Annotated in this window: 3 protein-coding genes; 2 read left to right on the top strand and 1 reads right to left on the bottom strand. The window is 49.6% G+C overall.

Annotation, left to right across the window (positions count from 1 at the left end):
* Positions 1-78: 78 nt before the first annotated feature.
* The gene (locus WMO23_RS09930; RefSeq protein WP_349173941.1) at positions 79-1,182 is read right to left on the bottom strand and encodes a M20/M25/M40 family metallo-hydrolase; all 1,104 of its coding nucleotides are present in this window, start codon (positions 1,180-1,182) and stop codon (positions 79-81) included.
* An 840-nt stretch (positions 1,183-2,022) separates the two neighbouring features.
* Here WMO23_RS09930 and WMO23_RS09925 point away from each other — a divergent pair.
* On the top strand, positions 2,023-7,461 hold the full coding sequence (locus WMO23_RS09925) for an ESPR-type extended signal peptide-containing protein (RefSeq protein WP_349173939.1): 5,439 nt from the start codon (positions 2,023-2,025) through the stop codon (positions 7,459-7,461).
* Positions 7,462-8,081: 620 nt separating this feature from the next.
* Positions 8,082-9,653: a hydroxylamine reductase gene (gene hcp / locus WMO23_RS09920; RefSeq protein WP_020724202.1), complete on the top strand. Its 1,572-nt coding sequence runs from the start codon at positions 8,082-8,084 to the stop codon at positions 9,651-9,653.
* The last annotated feature ends 298 nt before the right edge of the window (positions 9,654-9,951 follow it).

Here is a 9,951-nt window from a genome sequence, read left to right as displayed (position 1 = left end):
TATTGTGTTAGTTATGGGAAAGAAGGAAGGCTGCAACAAAATGAGCAAAAAAACTCATTTTGTTACAGCCCCTTTTTTTTACACTCCCATGAATTCCAACATCTGGATCATGCCGGGCACAAAGGTATCGACGTCCAGCGATTCCTGAAGGGTATGCTCCCCGTGGCTGCGGCAGAAACCGAAGGAAATGGCCGGGATACCCTGGCCCATGGGAATGTTGGCATCGGTGCTGCCGGCAATGCACGGCGTCGGCAGGCCGTGGCGCCGCCGGATGGCCGTGATGCGGTCTGCCAGGGGATTGGTGTCCAGGCGACTGCAGGGCCGTTCGCCGAGCAGCTGGGTTTTGATGTGGACCGTTTCCCCTTCAGTATGGGCCAGGAGGCTTTGAAAAGTTTGGTCCAGCTTGTCCAGTTCATCAGCATTTTCCGAGCGCAAGTCGACAGTGAACACGGCCTTTGCCGCAATGGAATTGACCGTCGTGCCGCCCGTGATGGTGCCGACATTGTACGTCGTCTTTGGCTGGGATGGCACGGACAGTGCATAGAGCTGGCTGATGATGCGGGCCGCTTCGGCAATGGCATTGGACTGGCCGAAATGCATCCAGCTGTGGCCGCCGGCGGCTTCGACGGTGACGGCATAGCGGCGGGAGCCGACAGCTGTCGTCACAAAAGTATCGAAAGTACAATCGACGGCGACCACTTCGGCAATGCGGCCGTGCCAATCGGCCATGACCTGCCGCATTCCCTTGAGATTGCCCAAGCCCTCTTCGCCGACGTCGAGGGCAAAGAGCAGACCTTGCGGCGGCGTGAGCTGTAAATCGTGGAACATTTTGATGATAAATAATAGACCGGCGATACTGGCGCTGTTGTCGCTGCACGACGGCGCTGACAAAATGTGACCTGTCTGGCGGATGTGGATTTCCTGCAAATCCTGGAATACCGTATCTATATGAGCGGTGTAAAGGGCGACCTTTTCACCGCTTTTTACATGGCAGGGATAGACCACATTTCCTGCGGCATCACGATACGCCCCGGCGGCGCCCCATTGATGCAAAAGATTCAATATCCATTCGCCCTTGGCCTGTTCATGTCCGGTCGGTGAAGGAATAGAAATAATATCACAAAGCCATTCCATAAAATCACGGCCGTGATTCCGTACGTATTGCTCAATCTTTTCATTCATGATGATGACTCCTCTCTCAGCATGGTAACCTTATTATAGCATGAAGGAAAAAGCAGGTCGCAGTTCGCAGGCCGCAGGCCGCCTCGGACTCAGATGCGGCTTCGCCGCGACAGACTCGTGAAATGAACGCAGTTCGCAGACGGCAGTTCGCAGGTTGCCGCGGTCCTGCGGACCGCAAAAAATACACGGCCAGCGGCCTTGTGCGTAGGGGCTGCCCTTTAACCTCTCAGACCGCCTTTGGCGGCCAGCTCCCCTATAAAGGGAGCCTTGTGCAGCCCGTTGTGAGGTTTGGCCATACCTATTCTTGTATGATGGTAGGTTTTTACGAGTTACGAATCACGAGCCACGAGCCACTATTTTTTCACGAGCCGAGGGTCATTCGAGGCGATGTTTGTTATTTTGAGTTTGTTACCGCGTAGCGGCATTTGAGCCCGAGGCGAACGGCGAACTGCGGCCTGCGACCGGCGGGCCGTTAGGCCCCTATATATGATTATCATTCTCTTTTAATTATGAAAATGACCGCTTACGTCAAAAAAACGTCGTTTTGTGACAAATCTGTCTTGTCGTCAAAATTACATCGTATAATGCAAATATAGATAAGTTATCTTGCTAAGTGATAGATAGAATTCATAATTATCATCTTTAAAACAAAAGGAAAAAGATGATAAAAACAGATAATTTTGTTGAAATAATCTAAAGAGTATACGAAAGTATAATATTCAACAAAAGAATTTTATATTACACTACAAGCAAGGAAAGTCATTGTATATACAATCTAAAAGTAATTAAATGCTGTTTACGTTAATATATTCGATGACAAGACAAAGGAGGCGGCAATTTATGAATAAGATTTATAAGGTAGTATGGAATACAGTTCGCAATTGTTACGTAGTTGGATCCGAACTGATTAGCTCAAAATCGGGCAGACATAGCACATCGAACGGCAAGTCTTCGAGTTTGAAAGTTACCTTGACCGTACTGGCGCTCTGCGGAATGACGGCTTTAGGAAGCGGAGTGGCTCCTGCGTATGCAGCGGATGGAACGGGAGCTGTAACGGCAAAGAATCAATATGTTGCATTAAAGTTTTCAGGACCTAAAGATGGTGATTCAAGGGCTAAATTCAGTAATGGTCAATGGCATACTACTTTTAATGGAGAAAAATATGATACTTTTGACAGTGGTATGAGGGATAGAGATAATCAGCCCATTCTTTACTGGGTCCGTGAAGGTTATTCTCTGACTATGGTCGACGGCCAGCCCTATACGTCGTTGTCTAGTAATGGCCGCCGGGCTGATGTCAGCTGGACGGGTGATGCGAATGCCAAGCCGTCGGATATCTTAGAAAGCGTTACTTCGACTCATGTCCAAACGAATGTGACGACCAATGTTGGCGAAACGTTGCAGCAAGTCAACGCTGGGACCTATGCCGGCGTGAGCAATTCTGGTGGAACAGAGGTTGACGGCAGCTGGAATTACATCGTCAAAGACTCCAGTTGGAAAGGTATTGTCAGTGATTCGAATTATCGCAACGGATATGCTGACTTAGTTTCTAGTGGCAAGCCCAGAGGCTTTGTCAGAACTACGGATGCGGGTTCTAAATTAGCTTGGAACGCTACCCTCAGCGCATATACGTATAATGGCAAAGTCGTTGATTATAGCAATATCTATGTCATTGATGGGGAAATCGGTGTCTTCACCAACGCTTCGGGATCAGAAGTCTATACGGGAACGGTCTTTGGTAAAAATAATGAAGTCTTGATGACTGTCAAGAAATCTGATGGCAGCTACTACAGCTATTGGGGCGCTGAAGTCAATGACGCTGGCGCTACGATGGATACCTATCGGGTAGCCGAATACCAGAAAGACCTCAACGTCTTGCGGGACAATGACTTTGCGCTCTATCATAACGATATTAAGTCCGTAGATATGAGCACGAACGATTCTTCGGCAACTATTTCCCTTATGCGTAACGGTGATGGTACGAGCAGTCCGGCTGTCGATGGGACATTGACCATTACTAATGGTGGCGGCACAGGTGGTAATGACACCTATGTTCGTATTTCCAACACGACGAATGGACAAGAAGTTTCTAAGACCTTCACGACAGGCTCGAAAGTCAGCGCCATTGGGTCGACTGATGCTACGACGGGGCTGACGATTAATGGTGTCGATTACACGATTAAAGCCGGTAAAGATTATAAGGCCGGCGCAAACATCCAGATTTCTCCTGATAATACGATTTCTGCTACGGATACGAAGTATACTGCGGGAGCGAATGTCAGCATTGATGAAAACAATGTTATTTCTGCTGTTGATACGGATACGAAGTATACCGCCGGAAAAAACATCACCATTGATGAAAATAATGTTATTTCTGCCCAGGAATATAAGGCAGGCACTAATGTAAGTATTGATGAAAATAATAAAATCTCGGCAAAAAATACTACTTTGACCAATAGATCTGCAGAAAAATCCGTTAACGCAACATCTGGTGGTGTTACTTATACCATTAAAGATACGGATGGAAATGCAGTGACTTTGGAAGATGTGGCCAGTGCGACGACTGTTAATAAGTTGATTGACGGAGCTAAAGTTCATTACTTCAGCGTCAATGCGTCAGCTAACCAAGGAAATTACAATAATGATGGTGCTGGCAACTTATCCATTGCTATCGGCACCAATACGGCGGCTACGGAAGAAGCAACGGCGGTAGGAAATAACAGTACAGCCGATGAAAAGTCGGCAGCCTTTGGGTACTCTAGCGATGCAAGGGGAACCCGTGCGGTAGCCCTGGGTGCAGAGTCCTTCACTAATGGGAGCAACTCAACTGCTATCGGCTGGGGGGCTGCGGCTGGATACTATAAATCTGATGCGGATCAGGTGATGGCTGAAGCGGCAACGGCTGTTGGTTCTCAGGCTGAAGTTCATGCTAACTACGGGACAGCTGTTGGACAGTCGGCTAAAGTAGATTCAGAAGATGGGACTGCTCTCGGAATGGGAGCTCAAATTTGGGGAAATTCCGCTAAAGGGGTAGCTGTCGGTCGACGTGCATCCGTTGGTGGTAATGGACATTCTGCAGCGTATGGCATTGCTTTAGGTGCCGAGAGTCAGGCAGAAGCTGAAAACGGAATTGCCATTGGTTACGATGCTGTAGTTTCGCAACCTAATTCGGTTGCGCTCGGTAGCCATGCGACGACCAATCCTGTAGTCCAAACTTCGTTGATTACGATTCCTAACACGAATACCACCTATAATGTGAATGGAACAAATCCGGTTGGAACCGTTAGCGTTGGTTCTGCTAATGGTTTGCGGACGATTACCAATGTAGCTGCTGGCCGCGTTAGTGAAACTAGCACTGATGCCGTCAATGGCAGTGAACTGTATGCCGTCGCTACGGAAGCAGCAAAACATACGACCATTACAACAGAAGAAGGAAGCCGTATTACCGTAGACAGCAAAACCAATTTGGCTGGAGGGACGGAGTACATTCTCGACTTTGATTCGTTTGGATTGGCCAATTCTAGCTTGAATAACCTTACGAATCAGGGGAAAACTGTTATCACCAATCTTGCAAAAGAGGTAGAACGCCATATTAAGCCCGTTACGTATGCAGTAGATAAGAATGGCACCGTTACTATGACCTATGTTAATGGCAAGGGTGAAACTGTTAATAATATGACTGCGACTATTACGGGCATCGCCAAATCGGATCTGTCGAACATCACTGAAGAAGGCGATACCTATATTACCCAAGTGGCTAACAAAGCTGTAAAAGTTATCGATGGTGAGAACACGACAGTTACGCCGGGTAAAGATGGCGATGTCACGACTTATGCTGTCAATGTTGATACAAGCGGCAAGATTGAACAGAATAATACCAACATCGTCACAGGCGATACGGTTTACAACGCTTTACAGAATGTCAGCTGGAAAGCCCAGGTCAATGGAAATAATGCTAAGACCGTTGCGAAAGACGGCACGTTGAACTTCATTGATGGCGATAACATCGATATTACCAGCAACGACAATGGAGACATCAAGATTTCTACGACGGGACTGGCAAGCTCGGGCGATCTCTGGACGGCTCAGGCTGGCGGTACAGATGTCAAAGCTGTCAATCAGAAAGTCAACTTTGTTGGAAGTGACCATATTACCGTCACTGGAACAGATGGTCAGATTAAATTTGAAGCTACTGGTCTGGCAGATACGGACCTCACCAACATCACGAATGATGCAATAACAAAGATTCAAAACATCGCTAAAGGCGAAGATGTCCATATTAAATCTGATACCTATACGGTAGGTAATGATGGTTCCGTCACCATGACCTACGTAGACGGTAATGGAAACAAAGTTGATGGCACGGCTAAGATTACGGGCATCGCCAAATCGGACCTCACCAACATCACAGAAGGCGGCAAGACGGTCATCAATAACCTTGCCAAAGAAGCTGTGAAAGTTGTCGATGGTACGAATACAAACGTTGAAACTGTACCGACGACTGATGGTCATGCGGAATACAAAGTCAATCTCGATAAAGATGTCAACTTGGGCGATACGATTTATCTGAACGGTTCCGATGGCTCCATCAGCGCTAAATCGGGCGGAGCCCAGCTGGCTTTCAACAACAGCGGCTTGACGGTTTCGCAGGCTAAGAATGGCTTGACCAATGAAACGAAAATCGATGGAGCTACAATTACGGTCGATGGTGGTGCTGGTAACCAGACAATCATCAACGGTTCGACGGCTCGTATCGGCGGCGTCCTGGTCAACGGTGGCAGCGGAACGGCTACGATTAGCGGTCTGACTAACCAAACGACGAAGTACGACGGTTTTGCAAACGGCAGTGGCCGGGCCGCAACAGAAGAACAGCTGAAGGAAGTCGACAGCAAAGCGGCAGCCGCAAAGACGACGGTTGCTAAAGGTAAGAATATCACTGTCGACGAAGCGAAAGCAGCCGATGGCAGCAGCACGTATACTGTCAGTTTGGAAACGGATGTCGTTCTCGGCGACAATGCCATTAAGCTCAACGGTTCCGATGGCTCCATCAGTGCTAAATCGGGCGGAGCCCAGCTGGCTTTCAACAGCAGCGGCTTGACGGTTTCGCAGGCTAAGAATGGCTTGACCAATGAAACGAGAATCGATGGAGCTACGATTACGGTCGATGGTGGTGCTGGTAACCAGACGATCATCAACGGTTCGACAGCCCACATCGGCAGTGTCCTGGTCAACGGTGGCAGCGGAACGGCTACGATTACTGGCTTGACCAATAAAACAACGGATTACACCGGTTTTGCAAACGGCAGTGGCCGGGCAGCTACGGAAGAACAGCTGAAGGAAGTTGCAGGCAAAGCTGGTGAAGCTATCGAAACGGCTGGCAAAGGCTGGAACCTGACGACTAACGGTAAAGAATCTAGCAAGACCAACATCAAACCGGGCGGCACGGTAGACTTCTCCAGCAGCAATGACAACTTGCTCATCAGCAATGCTGGCGCAGACCTCTCGTTCTCCCTCAGCGACAATCTCGACCTGACTAAGAATGATTCTAAGAAGGGCAGCGTCAAAGTCGGTGAAAATACGACATTGACGGATGGACTTCTCCAAGTCGGCACGGATGTTTCCCTCACAGCCAGTGCGCTTAACGTAGGCAAATCGTCCTTGACGACAAGTGCCCTCACGGTTGGCGGCTCGACCTACATCAACTCCAGCGGTATCAATGCCAATGGCAATCGTATTACTGGAGTGGCAGCTGGTATCGAGCCTATGGATGCGGTTAATGTGAGCCAGCTCTACAAGACGAATCAGGCCGTCATTGCCAACGCGGAAAACATCAACAGTCTGAGCCATTCGCTCAACAAGCTGGATAGCCGCATCAATCGTGTCGGTGCTGGCGCAGCCGCTCTGGCAGCCCTCCACCCGCTCGATTTTGACCCGGACAACAAGTGGGACTTCGCAGCTGGTTACGGCAACTATGCCGGCGCCAATGCAGTCGCTATCGGTACCTACTATCGCCCGAACGAAAACACCATGTTCAGCATCGGTGGCAGCATCGGCGGCGGCGAAAACATGATCAACGCCGGCGTCAGCTTCAAACTCGGCAGCGGCGGCAGCGGTATCACGACGTCCAAGACGGTCATGGCTAAGAAGATTAAAGAACAAGATGAACTCCTGAAAGCACAGGATGCTAAGATGAAAGAACAAGACGAAAAGATTGCTAAACTGGAAGCTCTTGTAGCCCAGCAAGGCGAAATGATTCAGCAGGCACTGGGCAAGAAATAGTGCCATAGCGATGAGGTTGTCGCACCAAGTCAAGATTACTTCAGGCGACAACCTCATTTTTTTTCGCAGGTCGCAGTTCGCAAAAAAAATACACGGCCCATGGCCTTGTGTGTAGGGGCTGTCCCGATGAGGGCAGCCCGCTGCGAAACTTTGCCACAGCCTATTCTGTTATAATGGTATGTTTGTAGGGGCTCGCACGTGGCGAGTCCGCTAGAGAAATTTGGCTATAACTTATCCGAGAATAATAGCAGGCTTTTACGAGCCACGAACAATGAACCACGGCCTTTCTCTCGGATTCATATGCGGCGTTCCGCCGCGACATACTCATGATAGTATTACGACCATGTACCGTCCGTCATAAATTCCGGCTATGCCTAGGATTCACGGCGGGACGCCCGCCACTGCTGTCCGTTCTGGCAGCCGCCCTGCACCTCCCGATAGTCGGTACCTGGCGGACCAGAAAGGCTTTGGGCGTCCCCTACAAAATTTCCCTTTTGGTTGTAAATGCAACAGAAATATTTCTTTCTTTTTGTTATACTTTACGTGTACTCGATGAGAGCAGAGAATTACGAATCACCCATTCAATTTATTATATGTATGAAATACAGGAGGTTTTCCCCATGACAAAAGAAAAACAGATGTTTTGTTTCCAGTGTGAACAGACCGCTATGGGTACTGGCTGTACCGGTTGTGCCGGTGTTTGTGGCAAATCGGCTGTTGAAGCCGGCTTGCAGGATGTTTTGACCGGCGCCCTTGTTGGTTTGGCCCGCACCTGTCAGACTGCCGCTCCGACGGCTAAGACCTATCGTACTATCCTCGAAGGCATGTTCACGACCATTACCAACGTCAACTTCAACACGACGACGACCCAGGCTATGATCGATAAAGTTCACGCTGAAGCCGCTGCCCTTTCGTCCACTCCCGCAGCTGACTACGATATGAACCAGATGTGGAACGCTGACGAAGATATCCGTTCCCTTAAATCGCTCATCCTCTTTGGTATGCGCGGCATGGCTGCTTATGCTTATCATGCTCTCATGCTCGGCAAATCGAGCGAAGAAGTCGATGCTTTCTTCGTCAAAGGCTTGTCGGCCATCGGCGAAGACTGGGGCATGGATGAACTCCTCCCGATTGTCATGGAAACAGGCAAAGTCAACTTGACCTGCATGGCTCTCCTCGATGAAGCTAATACGTCTACTTATGGTACTCCGGTTCCGACGACAGTTCCTTTGACGGTTGAAAAAGGCCCGTTCATCGTTGTCACCGGCCACGACCTGAAAGACTTGGAACTCCTCCTCAAACAGACTGAAGGCAAAGGCATCAATATCTATACGCACGGCGAAATGCTCCCGGCTCACGCTTATCCGGAATTGAAGAAATACAAACACCTCAAAGGCAACTTCGGCACGGCTTGGCAGAACCAGCAGAAAGAATTCGACGGCGTTCCCGGTGCATTCCTGTTCACGACGAACTGCCTCATGCCGCCTCGTAAATCCTACATTGACCGCGTCTTCACGACGGAAGTCGTTTCCTTTGACGGCGTAACTCATATCGGCGAAGACAAAGACTTCACGCCGGTCATCGAAAAAGCCCTGGAACTCGGCGGCTATGCAGAAGACCAGCATTTCACCGGCATCAACGGCGGCAGCACCGTTACGACTGGCTTTGGTCATGGCACGGTCCTCTCCGTTGCTGACAAAGTCATCGACGCTGTCAAAGCCGGCGCTATCAAACACTTCTTCCTCGTCGGCGGTTGCGACGGCGCTCGTCCGGGCCGTAACTACTACACGGAATTCGTTAAACAGACCCCGGCTGATACGGTCGTCCTCACCCTGGCTTGCGGCAAATACCGCTTCAACGACCTCGACCTCGGCACTATCGGCGGCTTGCCGCGCATCATGGATATGGGCCAGTGCAACGACGCATACAGCGCTATCCAGGTAGCTGTCGCTTTGGCAAAAGCCTTCGACTGCGGCGTCAACGATCTGCCCTTGACCCTCGTCCTCTCGTGGTATGAACAGAAAGCTGTCTGCATCCTCTTGACCCTCCTCTCCTTGGGCATCAAGAATATTTACCTCGGCCCGACACTGCCGGCCTTCGTCTCCAAGAATGTCCTCAACTACTTGGTAGAAAACTTCAACATCACTCCGACCAGCACGCCGGAAGCTGACCTCAAAAAGATTTTGGGATAAGAGGCCGGAGTTTATAGCTTGTAGTTTGCAGAGAAAACCTTCAAATTTAAAGCCATCCGCTAACAACTAACTGCTAGCCACTAACAACTTTAAAGGGCTTGTCGTCGTGCGACAAGCCCTTTTTTTCGCCTGTATGCGATTGCGTAGGGGACGCCCAAAGGGCGTCCCGCGTGAATAGTGTGAATGGCTGGAATTTATGACGAGCGGCTAGTAATTTATCCCAGTTTCGCCAGAAGACTCCTTCCTCTTAGGTAGGGGATGAATGGCGATGGATTTCGCAGGTTCGATGCCTGCGAAA

Source organism: Megasphaera intestinihominis (assembly GCF_040096415.1).
Lineage (GTDB): Bacteria > Bacillota > Negativicutes > Veillonellales > Megasphaeraceae > Megasphaera > Megasphaera intestinihominis.
This window is presented reverse-complemented; position numbering and strand designations above follow the sequence as displayed.

Coding starts and splice junctions, on each gene's coding strand:
- WMO23_RS09930 (WP_349173941.1), bottom strand. CDS start 1,182: ATGAATGAAAAGATTGAGCAATACGTACGGAATCACGGCCGTGATTTT.
- WMO23_RS09925 (WP_349173939.1), top strand. CDS start 2,023: ATGAATAAGATTTATAAGGTAGTATGGAATACAGTTCGCAATTGTTAC.
- hcp (WP_020724202.1), top strand. CDS start 8,082: ATGACAAAAGAAAAACAGATGTTTTGTTTCCAGTGTGAACAGACCGCT.